Genomic DNA, 20834 nt, shown 5'->3' on the forward strand with positions numbered 1-20834 from the left:
GTAATCGGCAAGGTGATTACGTACAGTGCTTTCATGAATGCGTAATGCTTGAGAAATCATTGCCGGGGTCCAGCCTTCGGATGCAAGCAGTACTGCTTTGATGCGGTCACGAATACGCCCGTCACGCGTTTGAGCATGCTGGGTCTCTAGGACTTGTTTTTGTTCAGGAGTAAGGAGTAGTTTCATAATCGTTAGCTTGATCCTCATTTCACTGAAAATCAAGCATCTTCATTGATCACGGGTATATATTGCCCGTATTTCGTAGTTGCGCGTGTTCGAGCTTAAAGCTGGCTTCCAACTGTGCAGGGTCGATGGCAATAATGAAAATACAGTTTTCTAAGTTGAGATGAACCTTAATTCCCTCCAACAGTTTTTTGGCTGTTGCCGCATCACAGCGATCAAGATCATCGATAAAAATAATACATTTTCTATCTGTGTCACCTATCTCAACTTTGTCTGTCAGTAAGTGGTCTATGGCGGTGCGGAGGGCATTGTTGATCTGATCGGTCGAGAGTTGGCTGAGTAAATTGTCTCTTTCGTACTTTTCGCCGATGGATGGGATCTTATCTAGTCCAGAAACCATTCCTACACTGAGAGTCTTGATCACGCCATCAAACACGCTAAGGCCTGCGACCATGCTGACGTTTGCAATTTTTCCAACCTTGTCAAATAGTTGCCTTTTTTGGCTAAAGGACTGACGCATAGTATGCATAAGGGCGATAATGGGCTGGGGCTCATGTTGATAGCGCCATGCTTCGAACCATACGCCATGGTAATGCGGGGTAGCATCGTTAGAGGTAGGAACCGCTTCACCCTTTATCGAAGGTGGGTTCTCACCGAATAACTGTGCGTATAACTGCGCTAAAACGCTGGTCTTGCCGCTGCCCCAATACCCTGTGATAGCGATGGTTTTAGGTGCCTTACTCTGACGTATCTCTTCAGCGATACCTTCTACAAAAGTAGTGTAAAGGCCGAAGTCGTCGGTTAAGACGGGCAAGTCGTTTAAGCTTTGATGAGCCATGCGGTATCCATATCCTAGCAGTACATACAATTCGATTAACGAATCGGTATCTTACGGTGTTTTCCCTTTAGATTCTATTGGCTTGTTAGTCAGGCTTGACCGTATGCGGATGGTCACAGTGAATGCCATAAGTTGCAGGCGAGCATTGTCGCGGCAGTGGCCATCGGAAAAAGGGACTTTTCCGTTGAGCCCCCAGGGATGGGTTTACGGCGTGCCACTAGAGCGACAGTGCTTAGCGGCATTGGCACAAACAAAGCCTATAACTCAAGGGATTAGATTGGCAATAACGTAGGCGCTTCGATTTAACGAGGTAGAGAAGAAAACTGCATCAAGCAGGGAGTTGAGTCCCTACTTGATGTATCTATTGTCCAGTAGGGGCTAAAAACGATTTAATGGTTTCCAGCGTTGCAGGCTAACTGGAATGCTCGCGCCTTGGGATAACAGCAGGTTAATGCGGGATTGATATGCTGCGCCCACCATTAAATGTTTGGCTAAATCCACCGCATTACGGGCCTTATAGTCATCTAAATAACTGCCTTTGGCCCAAGCATTAAATGCACCCAGTGCTGGGCCTGCCCAGATTTGGTAATCCATTTCGCGGCCGACTTCACCTGTGTTTGACCAGCGGCTAGACAGACCCAAATACCAGCGGAAAATCAGCGCCATCTTACGTTTGGGGTTATCCAGTGCGCGCTCGATTTGTTTAGGATCGCGCTCGTTAAAGTGGGCGACTGTGCCAGCCCAAATGTCATCGAGTGATGAGCGGAACACTTGCTCTTCGAGTTTTTTACGCTCGTCCGCAGGGATGGCATCAATCGAATCGTAACGGGTGTAGATTTCATACAGCTTATTGGCGCGCATCGGGAATAGAGTACCGCGCTTAACCACTTGTAATTTCACGCCCATTTCGAACATATCGGCGGCAGGCGCCATAGTCACATCGGCCATTTCTGTGGTGGCGAGTAACTTACGTGTGTGTTCACTCGCGCCCGCTTCGACACACGCTTGGTTGATTGAACCTGTGACGATAAAGGCCGCGCCCATGTTGAAGGTGGCTAATGCTGCATCGGGTGTACCGACGCCGCCGCCAGCACCCACGCGGATAGGCGTTTTGTATTGATACTTAGCTTGGATTTCATCTTTAAGCGCCAAAATCGTCGGCAATAGCGTGACGAGTGGACGATTGTCGGTATGGCCGCCGGAGTCGGCTTCGGCTGTGATGTCGTCTGCCATGGGCACCAGTAATGCCATCGCCATTTGGTCTTGGCTGATAAGGCCGTCACTCACTAATTGCTGGAGGATTTTGGCCGGCGCCGGCTCCATAAACTTAGTCGCGACTTCGGTGCGGCTGATTTTGGCTATGACTTTGTTGCCAATGACTATCTCGCCATGTTCGTCGCGGCTCAAACCCGCTGCGCGGTAATAGACGATTTGCGGCGTTAAGCCTAAAAATGCCGAGGCTTCGACCGTGCGCACTTTATGTTTTAAAAACAGCTCAACGCTGCCGCGCTCTAATGCGGGCTCACTTGGGCTGTGAATTAAGTTAAAAGCGTAAGGACCATTAGGCAGCGCCGCTTGAATGCGGGTAATGGCCGCTTCAACGCGGGATGGAATTAACCCCGCCGCGCCAAATGAGCACAAAATGCCCGCTTGGCCCAGCGCGATAACCAGTTCTTCTGAGGCAATACCGTTAGCCATAGCGCCAGCGTAGTAAGCGTATTTAACCCCGTGTACGCGGCGAAAATTACTGTCGCCTAAACTTTGGGTGCCAAGGGCAGGGGCAAAGGCGCTGACAGGGTGTGAGCCCAATGGCGCTTGGCTGTCACTGGTGGTCACTTCTGCCGTTTGCGCTATGCCTAAGCCTTTTTCACTGTGATTCACTAAGTAACAGGCTTGGCTTAAATCTTTGAGTTTTTTGCCTAATGCGTCGATATCAAAGCACAGCTCTGCATCGTTGACTTGCCACGGCCAAGGGCTGAGTTTTTCGTTATTGCTATTGAATTGATCTAGAGTATGGCTAGTCATAGGTGTTCTCATGTTATCAGTGCCGCCCTGTGCGATGTGGATAGCCAAGGCGGCGCAACTATTTGTTATTTGTTATTCGAGATTAGCGTCTTTCTAATAGCGTAAACTCATTAGGCTTCTTCAATACAGATGGCGATATCTTTAACTTCATAAATCCGCAGGCCATCTTTACTCAAGTTGGCATCGCCCATAATGATGCGTTTGCCATTGTCGTCTGTCACGCTGGTAATGTGTACATCTAGCGACATCTGCTTGTTTAATGGGTTAATTTGACCGCGATATTTCCATTTGATATCCGATAAAATCTGCCCAAATTTAGGACTCTTAAAACCCGCACCAAGGTCTTGGTTAATCGCATAGGTTTGCATCAGCTCGATAATGGCTTCAACCCCTAATGAGCCTGGCATCACAGGATCTTGATGGAAATGGAATTGGAAGAACCAATCACTCGGGTCAATCGTGCGCTCGGCGTATAAATAGCCAAGGCCCGCCTTACCGCCGGCTTTCACGATTTCAGCCTTGTCGATAAAGTTAAGTTGACCGCCCGCTAAACGGTAATGTGGTTGACCTTTTGGTGCATTAAAGCTGCGATGTTGTTTATCTAACAGATTGATTTGGCTATCGGCTACTATGCCATTTTGCACATGCCAAGGCTGAGTGATCTTGCCGTTGTCTATGCCAAGTTGGTTTTTCAGCGCATCGCCCTTGAAGTAACCAAATACCGCTTTACCTTGGTAGAAAGGCTCGCCATCGCAGCTTAACTCGAAGCTGAAATTCTGAATGATGTTGCTGCCGGCAATCACAGTCGATAACAGACGTGAGTCGTTCACTATGGTTTTGCCGCGTAAATCCACATGGCGCAGCAGCTTACCGCTACCGTCTAAGTTGCGGAAAAACAGCTCTTGGCCGGGGAAGCCCAAGGTAGTGCCCATATAGCCTGAGATAAAGCCGTTTGGCTGCAGTGATATTTCCATTAGCACTGAATAGGGCATCACGGCGTGATGGCTGTTTTTGTCATAATACCAAGCGTTTGCGGGCACTTCGTATTCAGCGATACACGAAGAGGGCTTTTTCAGCTCGCCGCGTTTGCCGTCAATCGCAATGACGCGAGTCGTGAGCTGCAAATCACCGCAAGGCGTGCGCGGTGGAATTAGGCCGCGATAGATACTGAAATCGGGGCCGAAGCAGTTTTCGATGTCGCCAGTGGCAAATTCGAACATGTGGTACGGCGTGAACGGCAGGGTATCGGGCACGCGGTTAGCATACTTTGAATCCGCTGGCGCAATCGGTGCAGGTACATGTTGCAGAGGCACTACGCCTTTATTGGTTGGTGCAGTTAAATCAGCCAACTGCGCCATCAACGGCGCGGCGAACGATACGGGTGCTGTTGAAACCAGCGGCGCAGCCGAAGCAGCATTTTTAGCTACATGGTTAACTGTGCTGTTGGCATTATCCGCGAGGTAACGGGTGCATTCGGCTTCTTCTTTGATCATCACCCCAAGGTTTTGGAAGTCCACGACCACTTTGCCATTGAGCAAAATATCGATATTCGCCTTAGCATACGGGCGCGGGCTCATACCGATTTCGGTGATTTCCATGCGATAGGTGAGCAGGCCAGATTGCGGCAAGACTTGACCGCGACAGCGTACTTTTTGTGACGCATTTTCGAGCGGTTGGAAACGACCATCTTTAACACCGAGGTGCATTCCAATGTGCAGCATAAAGAATTGCAGTAATTGACCACAGCCTTCGGCCATTAACGAGCCCGCCATCACTTGGTCGCCCTTGAAATGACATGGGAAATACCAATGATCGGCTTCGAGCTGCTTATGGCCTTGAACTGAACCTAAGCCCCACGCGCCGCCATGCACCTCAAGATTGCTGACCTGTTCAATCATCAGGAATTTTTCAGATGCAAAACATAAAGAGGGCTGCAAACCATATTGGGCTTGATGCGCCGCATGGGCACCGCCAAAACAGCCACCGATATCCGCGCCGAGCAGTTTATGGATTTGGCTGTAATCAAATTGGTTTTGCGCGCAGTTCAGTAACGGATTAAAGCGCGGCTTATTCGGATTGTTCAAGGCAAGGTTGCGCGCTTTGATTTCGGCTTCGGTGTGAATAACGCCTTTGCCGTCGGCCAGTTCTTTATCGGTGAAGAAGCCGGCACAGCCGCCATCCATTTTCAGGATCAGCTTGTCGCCCACGAAACATTCGTAGGAGAAGAAGAACAACAAGGTATCGCCATTGCGGGCAAAGTGATTGATGGAAATGTCGTAGCGCAGGGTGTCGCCACCGCGCGGTAAGTCGCCAAGGAAGGTCAGGGTGCAATCGAGCAGGCGATACACGCGCTCGCCTTTATTTTCAAAATCGATACCTAAGTAGCTGATCAGCATCAAGTCGCATTGACCCGATTCGACCGCCACGGCCCAAGGGATTTGGCCATCGACCAAATACGGCGCGTCCACAGGAATGTCGTATTCCGTGGTCATAGTGCAAGGCTGATATTGGTTCATCTGGGCGTTTAATTTCGTTACCCGAGATACCAGCAAATAGTCAGTCGTTGGCAGGCGTACACGACGCGAATAGCTGTCGATAATGGCGTAATCTGGGCCAAATACTTTAGCAATATCACCTTCGGCGTACTCGACTAAATCCGCATAATCCCAAATGCAAGGCTTGCTTATCGGTGTTGGCGGCGTGTACTCAGGCACTTTTGCATGATTGGGATAATGCACTGGATGTGGAAGAACCGCTGTCGCAGATGCCTGAACAATGGCTTGCTGTTGTACTGGCGCAGCTTGGCCATTGATGGCTAACTCGCTGGCAAGCTGGGCTTTCATCAAGGCATCGGCTAGTTTCAAGCCTTCAGCACGGCTTTGTAAAAAGGCTAAATGGGCTTCACGGGCGAGTTGCTGATTGCTTAAAAATGCCGCGTCTTTTAGCTCTGCTTGAGTGGCGTTTTTATTGGTGCTTAGGGCATTAATTGGCATGCTGCTTAATGTCTCTTTTTGTTGAGCCGTGGTTGGGCTGCTTGTTGCAAAGCTATTCGTGTCTTTGCTCGCTATTTGGGCCAAATGTTTGCGTTGGCTGCGCGCTGGCAGTGCTGTCATGGCTTGGGCTTTTTGTTGTATAGCATCAAGGCCTGCGAGCGGGGTATCTAGGATATGCTGATAGATATCGCGGCCACCGAGCGTTACTTGTTTTATTAAGTGTTTTTGCTCAGAAAGCGTTAAATCTTGTTCAAGCCTTTGCTGCAAATTGTATGCTTGCGTGGCACTTTGGCTGAGCAGTAACTGCGAGCATTTACCTTGGCTAAACGTGGCAACGAGCGCGTGCTGCTGAGCTTGAGAAGAATGCTTGTTAAGTTGCACTTGATTTTTAAGCTGCAACAGCGCGCTCAAAATACTCGCCATACCCGCAGCGGCAAAGTTGTGGCCTAGGGTATCAGCGGCTTGGCTGCGCTGGTTCACACTCTGCAGCAGCGTATTGAGTACCAGCTCTGAATCGGCAAGTTGCTCAACCGCAATACTGGTTTCAATCAAGTTAATCTGGCTGCTATTCACCTTGGCTTGGGTTAGCAAGTCATCGCAAATACGCGCAGTGTTGCTATTACCTTGTATGTCACAAATCGCGCCAAATACTTGGCCGCTGATGTGACCATAACTGTCGCCATAGCTGCTATTGGCATTAGCATTGTCAGCGGCATTACTTGGCTGGGCTGCACTTGATTGCGCTGTTGTGAGCACTAACGCGCCAGCACCTTCACCGACTTTCCAGCCTGTGTCAGTGGCAGTAAATGCCACTGGCGATACGGCGTTTTTAAGGATCACTTGCTCTAAACTGCCACTTAAATCGACTGCGGCGATCACTACGGCATCTAAGGATTCTTGGGACAACAGATTTTCGGCCACATCGATACAGCGGGCGACCGATTGCTCCGCCGCCGAAATGGTAAAGGCAGGGCCGTTAAAGTCCCAAAGGGATGCGATACGTGACGCCATGATGTTGCCAATAAAACTGGTGTATTGGTTCAGTTTGGCGGCATCGAGCACACTGTCCATGGCGATCTTTTCAAGGGCGAGATACTCGGCTTGTGTGAGTGTTATCCCTTGTTTTTTAAGACTGTCTGCCAGTTGAGTGTGCAGATTTACGCGGCCACGGAACTGGTGTAATTCCAGTTCGGTTTCCATCGCTACTAATACAGCAACCTTGCCACCGGGTTTTAAGTTGGCATCACGGATCGCTTCATCGGCCACTTTGATCAGCAGCAGTTGCTGGGAGATCAGGCGATCATCCTCATTGGGCGGCACTTTAAAGCGCAGGAAGTCAAAATCGAACTGGTCGATATACGCGCCTTGCGGTACAGCAGGCAAACCAAAGTTAGCTAAGATCTCAGGGTGTTTATCTAAGCCTTTCCAGCGTTTAGCGGGCAGCGGGATAAAGGCATGTTGCCGAGCATGAATCGTGTTATCCAGTGCATTAATGGAGGTTAAAGGCCCAAAGTGCGATGCTAAGCCAATGATATTTAATGGCGTGTGCTGGTAACTTACTGCGGCTGCGGCTTGTTCATTCTTCTTGTTTGTATTGGCAACATAGGATTCCAGCAATAAATGCGCGTTACAGCCGCCAAAACCGAACACGGAAACACCCGCGTGGCGGCGGTCATTGCCGGCTTTATCTGGCCAAGCATGCAATTCTGTTGGCAGATTTTTAGCGCTAAATAAGCCCTTAGGCGAGGATATCGGCGCTGATAAGTTAATACTTGGCGGCAGTCGACCCGAGCGCATGGCAAAAATCATCTTCATGATCCCCGGCATGCCCGCGGCTGTGAGTAAATGGCCTAAGTTGGATTTTGCCGAACCGATCAGCGGCACCGCAGAGCCCGCGAGTTTGTCCTCGAAGAAGCGCTCCATCGAGGCGAGTTCGACCTTATCACCGAGCGGCGTGCCGGTGGCGTGGCATTCAATCACTTCGATATTGGCAGGCTGAGTGTTTGCCGCGCTATAGGCGCGCTCGAAAGCTTGCACTTGGCCCTTGCTGTTGGGGCTTAATACAAACTGGCCTTTACCGTCGTTCGACAAACCAATGCCGCTGACGACGGCGTAGATGTTATCGCCATCGCGCTCGGCATCTTCTAAGCGTTTTAAGACTAAAACCCCAGCGCCTTCTCCGGCGAATAAGCCCTTGCTGTTGCTATCAAAGGGCGCCGAAATACCGTGATCTGGGTAGGCGTGGAAAATCGAGAATCCCATGTTGATAAAGAAGGGATCGGCGCCCGATACTGCGCCCGCAAGCATCATATCGGCCTTGCCAGTTGTTAGGTAATCGCAGGCGAGTTTGAGTGCATAAACCGAGCTGGCGCAGGCGGCGTCCAGACTCAACTGAGTGCCACCCAAACCGAGCGCATCGCTGACCAGCTTTGAGGCTGTGTGGGCAACCGCGCCATTGGCGACGTTTAATGCTTGGTTATTGGCATTGAGAGCGTTAACTGAGTTGCCAAAATCAGCCAACTGAAATGCGCTTTGGTTAAGTTTGTTTTGTAGCGCCTTTTCAACGGTTTGATGATACAGAGGCAAAAATAATTCGTTGGAGCGGGCCGTGGGGAACGACAAGGTTCCCATTACGATACCTGTGCGCGCCAGTACGGCATCGCTTGGTGCAATCCCTGCGTCTTGAAGGGCTTTACGACTGCAATCGAGTGCCCATAAAAAGCTTTCATCTAAACCGTCAAAGGCAGACTCAGGCAGTTGATAGCCCTTGGCATCAAACTCAAAGTGCTGGATGTAGCCGCCCTTATCACAGTAAAAACGGTCAGACTGACCCTGCACACCTTGGTAATCGGCGGGATTGGCATTGAGCTTTTCGCGACTGATTTGGGTGCGAGAGTCTTTTTTATCCAACAGATTTTGCCAGAAGGTTTGGGGATTATCGGCGTCAGGATACTGAGTCGCAAGACCGACAATCGCAATTTTTGACGCGCTTTTTGACAAAATCATAGGAACGGTAGTTTTATCAATAGTAGGGGAATGCTGAGAACTCACTGGGGTTCTCCTTGTGGTGATACTGCTGATGATAAAGGGGCTGCGTTAGTACTTAATGGCTTAATGAGCGGCACGAGCGACAGCGGCACTCTGTGGCTTATCAGCTGAGCTAAGCACTTGAGTAAGCTGGTAATCGCATCGGCACCCTTGGCATTGCAAGCAATGGCGACTGTTGCCTCGTGCACCGTGCTTTGGCCTGCATGGGCATGGCTGATTTTATCGATAAGTGTGCTGGTTTGCCTATCGGCGCCCACTTCGACAAACAGTCTTGCACCTTGCTCAGTGGCATTTTGAATGAGCGCACTAAAGTCGAGTGGCGAACAAAAGGTATCGGCAATCGCGCGGCCAATGCTGTGGCTATCCACGGTGACTGGCGCAGTTTGCGCAGCACTGATAAAGCGAATAGACGAGCCATGTGCTGCCGCTTCCAGCGCCTTAGGTTTCAGTGCCTCAGGTTTCACTGCTTGAGTATAGAAATCTTGTACTTGCCCATGGACTAACATGGCTGGCGCGGTATGCATTGCCGTGACGCGATTGGCGGCAATCCCACGCTTACCTAACTTTGCAAGTAGGGCTTTACAGCTTGTTTCGCAGCCGGCAATAACGCAAGTATCACCTTGAATGATGGCTAAATAAGCGCGAGGAAACTCTGGCAGTAATGCTTTGATTTCGTTGCTATCGGCGCGCACCACAAAGCTGTTCCACACTATGGATTCATTATCCTTAAGCTGCCATGCTCGGCGTACTGCGGTTAGCTCGCCAGAAATGGCATGGTTGAAAATATCGCTATTTTCGGTGGCCTTGATCATAGCATGGGGCGTTTGCCACACATCAAGGCTGGCCCACATGGCCGCTTCGCCCATAGAGTAACCGAGCGCCATTTTAGGCTTAATATTAAAGACTTGGGTCAACAGTTTAGTGAATAGGTAGCTGGCGCCCACGCCACTAATCGCTTGCTGACTTAAGCTCATGCCCGCTGCGGTTTTTACATCTGCCGCATAAATCTGCGGTGATTGCAGCATGGCGCTTAAGTCGCCTTCACGTTCTAGCTGGTGATATAGCGCGGGGAAATACTCATGCAAGTTATTGAACATATTAGCATAAACTGTGCCAACACCGGGATATACAAAGGTCAGCCCCGCATCCCCTAGCGGCTTAGCGGTAAAGCAGCTACCCGCTGGCGTCTTAAAGTGTTGACCGTGATGACGCACCGCATCATTTTCAAGCGCCGTAAGCATGGCCTTAGCTTCAAGTTTGAGATCATCAATCGATGCCGCCATCAAGACTAATGCCAGAGGTGCGTTGGCATCATAGCGTTCAAACCAAGGTTTGAGTTGCTCAGCGCGAAAGTCTGCGTGAAAGCCTACGCCATTTTCCAGAGTGTTAACTAGTTGCAATACTTGCGCGATGAGTGAATCAATATTGTCAGCACTTATCGGCACAAACAGCCGGTTTTCATCAACAAGAGCTTTGGGCGCGATAACTTGTGTGCCTTGGGTCAGTACTAGGCTTTGGCAAATATCTTGGCCTGAATCCAGCAAGGTATCTGCTGGGTTTGATCTTGTTGCCGCTAGATTCTTTGCTACAAGATTTAGACATAAAACCCGCGCTTGATGTTGGTCGCTAAACCAATAGCCAGTTTGATGATTGGTGTCGTTTGTCTGTTTTATATCAGTAGTGCCTTTAAGCGGCGCTTGTGTTCGCGCAGCGAGGGCGGTTACGCCTTGGCGCAGCGCAACAAAGGCCTCGTTGAGAGTGTTGGCGACAGTCTGATGTTGAACGGTTTGAGCTGGATTACGCTTTGCCGCCGCTAATGCAGCATTAGCAACCGCCGCTGCATTAGCAACACCTGCATTTACAACACCAGTAGTTTCATTACCAGCGGCAAAGCCAGCAATAAACGCGTGGGCGTGAAGACGCAGTTTGGCGGCGCGTAAACCATCAAGCAAATACAGGGACTGAGTCAAAGCCTGGGGCAGATTGCCATCATTGAATTTAAGTTCAACGAGCTTGCCTTGCTCAATGGCTGTTGTTGCTTGGCCTAACAACGCAGTGAGCGACTTTTGCTCATGCACTGACGGTTCATGAGCTGTCGATTGGTTGGCATCGGCAGCGCAAATCTGAACTCTTTCACGTTCAGTAAACGTCCCTAATACTTGGGCTGAGTGAGAGTCAAGGTTGACGGCATCGCCAAGCAACACTGCAATACGCAGTGGCTTAGCGCTTTTGTCAGCTATCGACGTTTCAGCTTGGCCGTTATGGGTCGTTGCTAAAGGGGGGGCTAAGTTCACTCGACTTTTGCCTCCACGCTTTCAATGCTTTTATTAACAACTTTATTGGCAACTTTATTTGCTAAAAACGCACCGTTAAGGTTTTTGCTGATGGTGACTTTGGCGTTGTTCATCTCGCAGCTTAAGCGGCCATCTTGATGATACAGTGCAATATTGGCTTCAAGGGCACGGCCAGAGTGTTTTACCACCTCGAGCACTAGATACCCTTTATCGCCAAAGGCAAACGGCGCATGGGAAATAAACTCACCAATGCTTGATGGCAAACTCGCCGCGCCATATTTGAGTCTCGCCCATACCAGCATCGCCTGCAGCAACAAATCTTCCGCAAAGGCTTGTGAGCCTTTAGGGGCCAGATTGGGCACAAAACTCCCGCAGTCCGCTAACGCAACATGGGGAAGGCTTACCTTGGCGACTAAGCTCGCATCGTCAAACTTCACCACAGACTCAATACCTTGCAGTCTTGGGCCGTGGAAAAGCGTGCCGTCGCTGTAAAGGCTGCTCGCGGTTGTGATGGCAGAAAGCCCTGCCAAGCTATGCGCGTCAAAGGCAGTTGCTTTGCTGTTAGTGGCTAAGTAATCACTCGCCGCGTCATCAATCACTAAGATGGCTTGATATTGCGGACGACCTTCAAAGCTGATTAAGGCACTGAATTGTTCACTCAAGCACTCGTCAGTATCTTTCGCGGCTTTATCCGTTAACGCAATCGGTGCAAGTTCAAGTTCCAGCGTGATGGGGGCTGCACTTTCTAACACTCCATTTTGTAACACGGCAGTGTCGAAAATAATGCCCTTCAACAGCTTGTAGCTTTGCACTTTGACAGGCTGCTTGAGCACATCAAAGGCGGCTTCACGCATCCACTGAATCGCGCACACAGTCGGTAATACGGGATTACCATTAATGCAGTGATCTTCAATAAAGATCATTGCCTTAGGGTCCAGTGTGCGCTTTAGTTTTACAGCTTTAGGCAAAGCATGCGGATCCGACGCGTCAGTGGTCAGATCCGCTTCAGGCTTTTTTAGATTGCTACCTTGAGTTGATTGCTCGTCACTTGGAACTGTGCCTTGCATATCAGTACCGACCAGCAATTGTGCGCCTGTGTTGCTCAGTAATTGGCTCGCAAATAACTCAGCGCCTGCCTTTAGCGGGATCACATAAACACCGCGATCGATAAACATCTTTTTCAGCGCAGGATTCACCATGCCGCCGTCCCACGGACCCCAATCGAAGCTCATCACTTTGGCATTTGGCAGTTGCTGCGCCAGTTGCAGTGCGGCTTTGTTGAGTATGTCGTTGGACATAGCGTAATCGCTTTGGCCAGTATTGCCGTAAAAACCCGCCGCCGAAGAGAATAGGGCAATCAGTTTTAATTTATCTAAATCCAGTGCAGCAAGTAGATTGCTTATACCTGTGACCTTAGTGCCATACACCCGTGCTAACTCATCTAAGGTTTTGTCTTGGATGTGTTTATCGGCGAGTACGCCCGCACCATGGATGATGCCAGTAATAGGCGACAACTCGGTGATCGGCACTATCGTGCTGGCGATCGCATCGGGATTGTTAACATCGAGACTTAAGTACTCGGCGCTCGCGCCCACAGCGGTAAAGGCTTGCAGTGCGGCTGCAATTTCTAGGCTGCTTTGAACTGGCCATACTAAGGCATCCACTTGTTTTGGCGTGGGTTTCTCGCCCAAGCTTTGAATGTGGGCAATAGCTGCGGCTTTAAGTTCACTGTTATTCTTACCCTGTGCCCAAGCGGGAATGGCTTGTTGGCTGCTTCTGCCAGCAAGGATAAAGTGCGCCTTGCTGCGTTTTGCCAGACTCAAGGCACATTCAAAGGTCACGCCTTTTGCGCCGCCGGTCACCAGTATTTTATCTGCACTCGTCAAGTTTGCCGCGCTGTGGCGGGTATCAGCCTTGCCAGCAACTAAGGTTACACGCTCAAGTGCTTGGGCTGCGCCTTGGCTAACACCGACTTCCAATACGTTATCGGTTGCAAAGAGCTCAGCGATCACTGCATTGGCCAGTTGCTTGGCATCAAGTGCTGGCGCGATATCTAAGGCGCGGCAATGCACGCTTGGCCACTCGTGACTCAAGGTTTTCGTTAGACCTGCCAATGCTGCTTGGTTTAACTCGCTGCGGGCAATTTGGCTGTGGTTAAGATAACCAAAACCACCGTCGATACGACTGACGCTGATAAAACTACTACCAGTATTGGCGGTCGCTGCTGTTGTTAAAAACGGTTGTAAGTGCTTGGCGAACAAGAATGCTTGCTCGACCGACGCTTTGGCGGCACTGGACAACACTAAACCTTTAGTATCTGCTGAGGTTTTATGTTGTGGTTGCAGATGAATAAAGCCTGCAACTGTACCTAAGCTTTTGATCTCATTAATCACTGCGCTGATGCTGGCATCGTCAATCGCCGCCAATGTGAAGCTGGCAATGTGGCTATTGAGCGGTGATGCACTGGCTACAAGGCTTTCTGGCGAGCGCACAACCGCAACCGTTAGACCTTGAGCATGCAATTTCTCGGCAAGTACGCCAGCATTGTGACCATCATCGCTAATGATAATGCAGGCATCTTTAGCAAAAACGCGTGGCAGAGCTTTTTGCGCTGATTGCTTTGACGATTGCTGTGGCGATAGTTGCGTTAGCTCAGCCGCCGCTGGCAACTTTTTTAGCACTACCTCACTGTGTGGCGGTAAATCGATAGTAGGTTCAGGCTGAACGACTGCGCTAACTGGCGCGGCATTCTGGCTTACCGCGTTTTGGCCTAGCTTGCTTTGCATATAGCTAACGATTTCACCTAAGGTGCGACACTCGGCCAGATCTTCAGGATTGAGTTCAGGCAAACCCGGTAGTTCGTCTTGTACTGTGCCTAAGATTTCAACGCGCTTGATGGAATCTATGCCTAAATCGGCTTCCATATCCATGCTCAGTTCTAGCATTTCAGTGGGGTAGCCTGTCTTGTCGGCCACCACTGACATCATGGTTTGTTGGACTTTTTCAGCGCTTAAACCGTTATTCGCTGGAACTTGTGCTGGCGTTGCTTCAACGTTTGCCGCTGGTGCAACTGCTACCGCGCTAACTACTGGCAATTTGCTGTTCATGTAGTCAACGATTTCGCCTAAGGTGCGACACTCGGCCAGATCTTCAGGATTCAGCTCAGGTAAGCCCGGTAGCTCATCTTGCACTGTGCCTAAGATTTCAACGCGCTTGATAGAATCGATACCTAGATCGGCTTCCATATCCATGCTGAGTTCCAGCATTTCAGTGGGGTAGCCTGTCTTGTCGGCCACCACTGCCATCATAGTTTGTTGCACTAACGCAGCGCTTAAACCGCTGGCGGCAGGCGCGGCAGTTGTCACATGAGTTGCTACGATAACTGATCCTACAGCTGGCAGTTTGCTGTTCATGTAGTTAACGATTTCACCCAAGGTGCGACACTCGGCCAAATCTTCTGGGCTGAGCTCAGGTAAACCCGGCAGCTCGTCTTGCACTGTACCTAAGATTTCAACGCGCTTAATTGAATCGATACCGAGATCGGCTTCCATATCCATGCTGAGCTCCAGCATTTCAGTGGGGTAGCCTGTCTTGTCGGCAACCACAGCCATCATGGTTTGTTGAACAAGTGCAGCGCTTAAACCATTAGCGGTAGGAGCTGTTGGCGCTGTTGTAGAAACTACAACTTGGCCAGCCGCTGGCAGTTTGCTGTTCATGTAGTCAACGATTTCACCTAAGGTACGGCACTCAGCCAAATCTTCTGGGCTGAGCTCTGGTAAACCCGGCAGTTCGTCTTGTACTGTACCTAAAATTTCAACGCGCTTAATGGAATCGATACCTAGATCGGCTTCCATATCCATGCTGAGCTCCAGCATTTCAGTCGGATAGCCTGTCTTGTCAGCCACCACAGCCATCATGGTTTGTTGTACTAACGCAGCGCTTAAACCGTTGGCGGCAGGAGCTGTTGGCGCTGTTGTAGAAACTACAACTTGGCCAGCCGCAGGCAGTTTGCTGTTCATGTAGTCAACGATTTCACCTAAGGTACGGCACTCGGCCAGATCTTCTGGGCTGAGTTCAGGTAAGCCCGGCAGTTCGTCTTGTACTGTGCCTAAAATTTCAACGCGCTTAATCGAATCGATACCTAGATCGGCTTCCATATCCATGCCAAGTTCCAGCATTTCAGTGGGGTAGCCTGTCTTGTCGGCCACCACAGCCATCATGGTTTGTTGTACTAACGCAGTGCTTAAACCGCTCGTTGCTGGTGCCACAGGTGTCACTTCTGGCATCACTACAGCAGGCATGACTAATGCAGGACCTGCTGGCGCAACTTGTACTGTCGCAGCAGGCGCATGAGCAACAGGCGCGGTTTGCACAACAGGTGCAACAGGTGTGTTAATTGCTGGTCTCGTCGCAACAGCCTGAGCCGCTACTGGTGCGGCATTGTGCGCAACTGTCGATGCAGCAAAAGGTGCTGGAGCCGGCGCAGTTGCTCGTGGCTGACTTGCAACTGCTGGAGTAAAGTTAATCGGTGCATTGTTTAACATGGCCAAGGCCGCTTGGCTGCTACTGCTTTGCAGTTGCATAAATTCGGCGTGGCTTTGCAGGGTTTGCGCTTGATGCTGGTGGAACATTTCCATCGAGCGTTGCAGGCTTTCTGGGATTGCAATGCCAAGGCTTGCCATCTTGGCTTGTTCAGTCATCAGTGTCGTGAAGGTATCGCCGTATTGCTGCGGGATAGCTAAAAACTGTTGATGCAACTGCGCCGCTTGAGATTGTGCGCTGAAAAATGCCGTTAATGCATCGCTGCTGACGTTAGGTGTGCTTGGGTTTAACTGCGCCGTCGCTTGCTGCTGATTGCTTAAGCCTTGCGTCACGCTTGGGGATCTTTGTTTCATTTCAACAGTTGCCACTTGATTCGCTTCCACTTCTATTATTTTTTCAACAACTTTTTCGACGATGACTTCTTTCTCAACGATTTTTTCGACTTCTCTTTCGACAACCGTTTCAACGATGCGATCCACATATTGCACTTGGCTAGTCACGCTGCCTGTGGCGAGGGATTTAGCCATCTTAGCTTTGGTTGCAGCACTAATATGGTTAGTGGCAGTGAGTTTGATGTTCATCGCTGATGGCGCTTCACGTTCGGCAATTTCTTGTGACGTGACGGCTTGATAGGGGTCAACCTCAGTTAACGCCACGCCGGCTACGGCTAATTGCACTGCGGCTAAGCGTAATTGACTGTCACTGTCGCCCTTAGGATTCGGGTTCATGCTGACAAGGCAAAGCTCATTTAAGTGTTCACCTAAGGTATTTTCAACTAACTTTTGCAGTATGTTCTTAGGGCCAAACTCAACAAACACACGGGCGCCAGCGTCATACATGGCCTGCAGTTGTTCGCTAAAGCGAACCGATTGCAGCATGTGTTGTTTGAATTCTGCTTTAATGGCTTTGCCATCGCTTGGGTGCAATTGACCCGTACCGTTGGCATAAAGTGCGACTGAAGGCGCGCTGAATTTAGCTTTATCAATGGCTTTGGCAAATGGCTTTTGTGCGTGTCCAACCAATGGGGTATGGAACGCGCCTGAGACAGGCAGGGCAATCGCTTTAAAGCCCAGTTCACTAATGGCTTTCGCGGCCAGCTGAGTTTGCTCTGTGCCACCTGCGATGACTAATTGCGTCGGCGCGTTGTAGTTGGCAATTTTAACGTCATCAAACTGGGCTAAACAGCTATTGATCGCATCGATATCATTCTTTTGTTTAAGAATGATGGCGAACATTGTCCCTAAGTCAGTTTGAGTTCCAGTGTCTGCGGCTTTACTCGCGGTATCGCTCGGCACTTGCGCCATGGCGTGCCCACGGGCGAAGGCCAGTTCGACGTAATCTTCATTGGAAATCACGCCTGCCGCGCAAAGGGCTGACAGTTCACCAAAGCTGTGACCTGCCACCATATCGGGTGCAAAACCCGCTTGCGTTAATAGCGAATATTGCGCCATTGAAACCGCGCCTATGGCGCTTTGAGCGAACAGGGTATTGGTCAGCGCCGCTTCTTGGGCTTTCACCGCATCGGCATCGAATGCTGGAATAGGGTAGAGGATGTTCGATAACGGTGTTTGACCGTGGTGAGCAAATACTTTATCGCTGGCCGTCACTTGTTGGCGCATTTCCGGGAAATGGCAGGCAAGTTCGCGGCCCATGTTCAGGTACTGTGAACCTTGACCGGCAAACAGGGCGGCCACTTTATTGGAGTCATTCTTGGCCACTAAGGCATGAGAGCGGTAGCTGATACCGGAAGGTAATTGCCACACTTCAATTGCATTGGTTTCTAGGTGCCCGCTTTCTAAATGCGCACTGCTTTCTAGATGAGAGATGGCTTGATTTAACTGAGCTTGCAGCTGAGCGATATCCTTAGCCACAAAACCTAAACGGGCATCTGTGTCTGCCAGCGGGCGCAGCGGATATTGCTGAGCGATAGCGTTCAGGCTCGCAGCGCTGCTCTTATTCGCGTTTGCGCTTGTGTTCACGCTTTGGCTCAGCGCAGCTTTTAACTCGCTAAGCAGCGCGGCTTTATTGGCTGCGGCAAACAATAGTGTCTGCGGCACACTGCGCTGACGATATTGCTCATCGCGGCTGTGCTCAGGTTTGTATTCTTCTAATACGAGATGGAAGTTCGTGCCGCCAAAACCAAAGGAGCTTACACCTGCACGGCGCGGCGTTGCATCGGCGCGCTGGAACCATGGGCGAGTTTCGGTATTTAAATAGAATGGTGAGCTTTCGATATTCAGTTTTGGATTAGGCTTGCTAACGTTAATGGTCGCAGGCAATACCTTGTGGTGCAGCGCTAGCGCGGCTTTGATCACCCCAGCAGTGCCTGCTGTGGATTTAGTGTGGCCCACTTGGGATTTCACTGAACCTAACGCGATATGTTGATTTGTGTCGTTACCTTGGGCAAATACTGATTTTAAGCCATTAAATTCAGCCACATCACCTGCGGCAGTACCCGTGCCATGGGCTTCAACTAAGCCAATGCTGTGCGGGGCAAAACCTGCATCGTCGTAAGCGCGTTCGAGAGCTTTAGCTTGGCCCTCAGGGCGCGGCGCATAAATACTCTTAAACTTACCGTCCGATGAGGCACCAACACCTTTGATGACGGCATAAATTCGGTCGCCATCGCGCTCGGCATCTTCAAGGCGTTTAAGCGCGACCATGCCGATACCTTCGCCGATCATCATGCCTTTTGAATCGATATCAAAGGGTTGAATGGTTTCATTGGTGGTGAAGGCAGGCGTTTTTGAGAAGCTCATGTACATGGACGGCGAGTTGTCGGTACAGACACCGCCGGTTAACATCATGTCGCTGCGACCTTCGGTCAGTTCAGTCAACGCCATACGCATAGCGGCAAGCGAGCCCGCACAGGCTGCATCGACTACGCAGTTCATGCCGCCAAAATCAAACCGGTTGGCGATACGGCCTGCAATCACGTTGCCTAAGGACCCTGGGAAAGAGTTTTCTTCCCAGTGGATATATTGGTCTTGGAACTTTTTGATCAGCATTTCGCTGTCTTCATCGCTCAGGCCGCTGCTTTTGAATACTTTTTTAAGCACTGGATATTGCAGGCGCGAGTTCAAGCTCTGACTGATTTTTTGACCACCGCCCACGCCTAGCGTGATGCCAATACGATCGCGATCATAATCGGTGGGCAGATTGGCGTCGGCAAGCACTTCTTTGGCGACAATCAGCGACAGCAGTTGCGAGGTATCTGTCAGCTCAAGAATATTGGGCGGCAGACCGAATTCCATAGGATTGAAGTCGACTTCTGGTAAAAAACCACCGCGTTTACAGTAGCTTTTATCGGCTTTGCTTTTGTCGGCATCGTAGTAATCTTCGGCGCGCCAATGGGTGTCTGGGATGTCAGTAATGGCATCGATTTTTTCGCTGATCAAATCCCAAAATTTATTTAAATAACGCGAGTTAGCGAAGATGCTGGCCATGCCGACGATGGCAACGGGCATATCTTTTAAACGTTTGTTGAGTCGTTTATCTTTTTTTGACTCAGTCGCAGAATTAGGTACAGAAGGGGTATGGCTCATAAAGAGTCTCCACGGGTCGACCTGGATACGGTGACCTTGTTTTGGGATCCAGCCGCGCTTGTCTTTGGCGTGCCATGGGCACCGGGAAAACGGGCTAAGAAGGTGTGATAGTTGCGAACGAGCAACTTTCGTAAATGAAACGGCCCATGTCTGAGGACATAGGCGATATATCTATTGGTCGCTTGGGTATTGCTGTCTTGATAAATATCGAGGTAAATCCAATCACTTGCTGTGTCTACGCCTAATAGTACTGAGCTTGGCGCTTGCTCAGTGAGCTGCGGCGGTATGGTGAGTGACACTACTTGCACCACAGTATTGCCGTCGGTACTCGGCAATGCGAGGGCTTTGGCCAAGGTTTCTGGATTGACCGTATAGGTTTGGATATCGCTGCCTTGCGTCACAGGCAATTGATTAAAATAGCGTTCGGGGACTTGCGGTGCTTCAAATTCATCGAGCCGCGATATGCCGTAGCGCTTTAAGCAACGGGCAAGGCCGGAGCGCGACACATTGGGATTAATAAAGGTTTGGGTAACCTGAAGTAATCTATCTAAGGTGAGTTTGAGTTGATAGCGTAATCCCACCACCACATATTCTTCCATCGGGGTGAGCGTGGTATTGAGGTGATGGGGCGTGTTCGAACTGTTACTAATGGACTCACGCTTCCGCCATTTACGCACCGTTGCCTCGGTGATATTTAAAATTTTTGCCAGCTGGCTGACGCTCAGATCCGATTGCTGGATAAAGAGTCGCATTTCAGGCGTGGTGGTGGCGTTGCGATGCCGAGGTGCGCTGTCTTTTTTCGCCGCTTGAGTCGTGCTCTTGGGGGCGTAAGACGGCGCTTTAGATTGAGAGTCGCGAGCTGCCATTAATAATAATTATCATCCGACATAATCTATTGGGACTGAGAAGCCATTTTGGCTGAGTCAGCTGTGGCACTCTTGAAGAACATAGTGACACTCATCGTAAAACCTGTGCTTATCATCTGTGTCACTTAATGGGGATGCAGATTACCTGAGGTTTCGGGTCGATACAATCATCTGGGACTGGAATTTATTGGCTTTCGTTGAGTAATGGTATTTTCTGTGCGTTATGTTGGGTTTTCGCTGACCGCTTGGGCTTTTTAATACTTTGATAGTGGAAGAATTAAATTTTTAGGGGCGATAAAGACCGCTTTTTTGAGTTCGCGGGGTAAAATAGCCCAATATTGGCTTAAGCCTCCTCTGCAAGGAATCAGACTGTGCGGCTAAACCTGTTAATTTGGGCGCAAAACCTTGGCGCAATTGCAGCAAAAATTTGCGCTTAGGATGGCGTTCAGAGTCGTTCTAAGAATTGCTCTAATTAGAGTGCTGCTAAGAATTGAAATAGG

General features: G+C 50.1%; 7 protein-coding genes. All 7 read right to left on the minus strand.

The annotated features are described in order from the left end of the window. On the minus strand, nt 1–186 hold a 186-nt coding region (locus L5M38_RS18605), incomplete at its 3' end, for a helix-turn-helix domain-containing protein (protein WP_263177942.1). A 49-nt stretch (nt 187–235) separates the two neighbouring features. Continuing rightward, complete coding sequence (locus L5M38_RS18610) at nt 236–1021, minus strand: KAP family NTPase (RefSeq protein ID WP_263179955.1); 786 nt, start codon at nt 1019–1021, stop codon at nt 236–238. 378 nt (nt 1022–1399) lie between these two features. Further along, nucleotides 1400–3046, minus strand: coding sequence for an eicosapentaenoate synthase subunit PfaD (gene pfaD, locus L5M38_RS18615; protein ID WP_263179975.1), 1647 nt, complete (start codon nt 3044–3046; stop codon nt 1400–1402). A 110-nt stretch (nt 3047–3156) separates the two neighbouring features. Next, nucleotides 3157–9090: a beta-ketoacyl synthase N-terminal-like domain-containing protein gene (locus L5M38_RS18620; protein WP_411569313.1), complete on the minus strand. Its 5934-nt coding sequence runs from the start codon at nt 9088–9090 to the stop codon at nt 3157–3159. Further along, nucleotides 9087–11381, minus strand: a complete 2295-nt coding sequence (locus L5M38_RS18625) for a PfaB family protein (RefSeq protein WP_263179956.1) — start codon at nt 11379–11381, stop codon at nt 9087–9089. The genes L5M38_RS18620 and L5M38_RS18625 overlap by 4 nt, the downstream gene beginning before the upstream one ends. Continuing rightward, nucleotides 11378–19468: a type I polyketide synthase gene (locus L5M38_RS18630; protein WP_263179958.1), complete on the minus strand. Its 8091-nt coding sequence runs from the start codon at nt 19466–19468 to the stop codon at nt 11378–11380. Before L5M38_RS18630 ends, L5M38_RS18625 begins: the two co-directional genes overlap by 4 nt. Then, nucleotides 19465–20334 carry a transcriptional regulator gene (locus L5M38_RS18635; protein WP_263179959.1) on the minus strand — a complete coding sequence of 290 codons (870 nt, stop codon included), beginning with the start codon at nt 20332–20334 and terminating at the stop codon, nt 19465–19467. Before L5M38_RS18635 ends, L5M38_RS18630 begins: the two co-directional genes overlap by 4 nt. Nucleotides 20335–20834: the final 500 nt, after the last annotated feature.

It is taken from the genome of Shewanella sp. SM101, assembly GCF_025654465.1.
GTDB classification, from domain to species: domain Bacteria; phylum Pseudomonadota; class Gammaproteobacteria; order Enterobacterales; family Shewanellaceae; genus Shewanella; species Shewanella oncorhynchi.

What these genes read in the sequence shown, in the direction of transcription:
- L5M38_RS18630 (WP_263179958.1), bottom strand. Translation starts at nt 19,468, where the DNA reads ATGAGCCATACCCCTTCTGTACCTAATTCTGCGACTGAGTCAAAAAAA.
- L5M38_RS18635 (WP_263179959.1), bottom strand. Translation starts at nt 20,334, where the DNA reads ATGGCAGCTCGCGACTCTCAATCTAAAGCGCCGTCTTACGCCCCCAAG.
- pfaD (WP_263179975.1), bottom strand. Translation starts at nt 3,046, where the DNA reads ATGACTAGCCATACTCTAGATCAATTCAATAGCAATAACGAAAAACTC.
- L5M38_RS18610 (WP_263179955.1), bottom strand. Translation starts at nt 1,021, where the DNA reads ATGGCTCATCAAAGCTTAAACGACTTGCCCGTCTTAACCGACGACTTC.